The sequence below is a fragment of the Ancylothrix sp. D3o genome (assembly GCF_025370775.1).
In the GTDB taxonomy this organism is placed as follows: domain Bacteria; phylum Cyanobacteriota; class Cyanobacteriia; order Cyanobacteriales; family Oscillatoriaceae; genus Ancylothrix.
The window spans coordinates 1-2,762 of sequence record NZ_JAMXEX010000095.1 but is presented as its reverse complement, the minus strand read 5'-3'; the positions used below and the strand labels follow the sequence as shown (position 1 = coordinate 2,762).

The window sequence follows — 2,762 nt, the reverse complement described above, 5'->3', positions numbered from 1 at the left end:
CTATGCGCCGGGTATTTTATCTATCGGATGATGCAGAAAACCCCACGACTGCACCAGTTGAAAGGAATTTTGAACGGCTTGTTACTCGCCATGAGGGCCAAAAGTATGACCACCAGCACAAAACCCCAATGGGAACCTCTTATATCAGGCGGGTAAAGGCCGGTGAGACTCCAGATATTCCTGGTAATTGTCCTGAAACCCAAACCTTCCTCAAATTCCAGCAAAAAGGATTATCTATTGGCGGTGGTGCTGATAGCCCAATCTGCCAAGCCTGCCCATTGATTGAGAGTTGTCAGTTTCTAGCAGACCGGCAACAACAGTTAAAGCATAGTGATTTCCTGCGAGCACACCCAGACCAGATGGTATCTGATTTCAAAGCGGTTGCTCAAGCTATTGCTATTTGGGATGAACCTGGTAAGGTTTTTCAGAATAACAGAATTATCCAATTTAATTGGGGTGATTTACACAAAGCATTGGCTACACTGCAAGCTAACGATAGTGAATTGCATAGCTATCTCACCCCCATCTTTGCTGATTGGTATGGCAAACTATTGAAGGCTAAAATTAATAGCAAATATGGGATGAATTTTGTAGAACTCCGAGAATTACTGGGATTACCAAGTTTAATTACCTTACCCGCTTTTGATACCACTTATCGGTTAATCAGTACAACAAATTTGGCGGCTGCTGCTGATAAATTAATCAATCCTCCTATCAGCTTTTCTGGGATACAGTCACCGGCAGAGAAACAACAGTGGATTGATAATGAGTGGCATCCCCATTACTTCAGTCTGTTATTTAAGGCACTTTCTGGTCGGAGTAAGAGAGTAAGTATTAGCATTGACCATGAGTGGAATTTTACGGTTTCTGTACCATACTACCGACACGAAAAAACAGCAGCAGCAGTGGGTGTCAATATCTGGTTGGATGCCACCCTCAGTACGGCTGATTTAGCCATGATGACCGGCATCAATAAGAATGCGATTTTGGCGATTGAAGAGGAGAAGGCTAATTACTCAAATTTGACCATTAAGATAGTGGCTGGCGTGGGCAGTTGCGGGATGAACCGAGAAACAGAGGGTGTGTTCAGCCAACAACAGAGAATTAACCATTTAATAACTTCACTCACACAATTCTTCCCTGAGAGCACCGGCATAATTGAGTTCAAGAAATATCTGACCAATATTTCAAATTCAATTTCTGGCTACTGGTTTCTTGATAACCGAGGTAGCAATGCTTTTCGTGATTGTGACCAGTTAATTGCTATCGGTTCCCCACTACCAAACCTCGGTGCACTAGCGATGGAGTGGGCTGCAACCAGGGGTCAAGCTGTTGAACCTACACATCTTGGTGGTAGTTTTGGCCGGTGGGTGGAAAGATTAGTGATGGCTGAAGTTGTCCAATTAGTTGGCCGGTTAAGAGCACAATTATCAGATAAACCTAAGACCTGCTGGCTGGTATCTGACCAATATCCTCAGAATGTGGCCATTGAACTACAACGGTTTTATCCTGGCTGCACGGTTGAATTTATTGATGTCGCCGATATCTGTTTGGCGGCGGCAACTAAGGGGGTACAGCGTGAAAGGGCCATGATCGCTTCTATGTGGGATGCTCTGGCTGCCGGTGTTGCCTGTACCACTTCTACGGTTGCAGCGGCGGTAGGGGTGACGCGGGGGAGGATCAGCCAGATGGCCGGTGTTATGGGTGGGTTTGAGCCGGTGAAGAGGGTGTTAATTTCCCTTATAGAAGCTTTAAAAGGAAAACTAACACCCCCACAACTAGATGACACTGCTCGGTTCTTTGCTGAAATCTATTTACCAGAGGTACTGGAAGAAATGGCCAATAATCAAGCTCCACCACCGGCCTCTCCTCCACCGACACCACAGACTTATTCAGATGAGGATATTGAATGGGGTGCTGGGGTAATGCGGGTGTTTGCTTCAGAACCTTGGGAATATGCTGAAGGCTTGGCTCGGATGTTGGATGAGTGGGCGACGGATGGTTATTTAAGCCTGGTATGGAGAAAGTTAGGACTGTGGCAGCGCCGGTTCTTAAAAGCATTTGCTTGGAATGCTTGTAAACAATTGGCTTAATTGTTGAGTATCCGAGCAATACCGCTTGAGAAAAAATTGGCCAAACTCTTATTGAGTAGGGATGCCGGTTGGATGCGATTGTTTGCTGCTCCACCTTGGGAATATCCTCAAGGCGAGGCTTGAATATTGGATGAGTGGGAAACTGGTTATTAAAAACTGGTATGGCACAAGTTAGGCATTTGGCAGGGCCGGTTTTTAAAAGCGTTTGCTTGGAATGCTTGCCAACAGTTGGCTTAATTTAGGGCGGGTTAGCGGCAGATTAACCCACTAATACTCTATGTATAGAAATCTGTTAATATCCTGATTGAAACATCGCTTTAATCAGCAAATCTGCTAGTTCAAGTTTAAGAGCCCATCGGTATAAGTAAGCAAGATCGAGTTGGTCTTTTTGCACCTTCAAAACTTCCAACACATCCATCCATTGCTTTTGGCGACTGTCCCAAAGTTTGTACCAATTGAGTTTTTGTAGAATGATATCTTCAGGCGAGTAGATGTAAATTCCCTCTTCTGTTGAACCATTAACCGGGTAAAGTTGCCGACGACTCATCACGGACACCAAAAAAGGGTCTTCGCTGCTCATTATAAAAATGTCTAAGCTGTTACGCACTTATAATGTATAATGAAAAAACAAATTTATGCAATTTATTAGGCCCGTCTATGCCAGCTAAA

Annotated in this window: 2 protein-coding genes; one reads left to right on the top strand and one right to left on the bottom strand. The window is 44.5% G+C overall.

The features are described 5' to 3' along the window. A partial coding sequence (locus tag NG798_RS27270) for a hypothetical protein (protein ID WP_261226861.1) occupies positions 1-2,093 on the top strand: 2,093 nt, incomplete at its 5' end. Between the two features lie 292 nt (positions 2,094-2,385). Here NG798_RS27270 and NG798_RS27265 read toward each other — a convergent pair. Next, complete coding sequence (locus NG798_RS27265; RefSeq protein ID WP_261226860.1) at positions 2,386-2,673, bottom strand: hypothetical protein; 288 nt, start codon at positions 2,671-2,673, stop codon at positions 2,386-2,388. Positions 2,674-2,762 lie beyond the last annotated feature (89 nt).

What these genes read in the sequence shown, in the direction of transcription:
- NG798_RS27265 (WP_261226860.1), bottom strand. Translation starts at nt 2,673, where the DNA reads ATGAGCAGCGAAGACCCTTTTTTGGTGTCCGTGATGAGTCGTCGGCAA.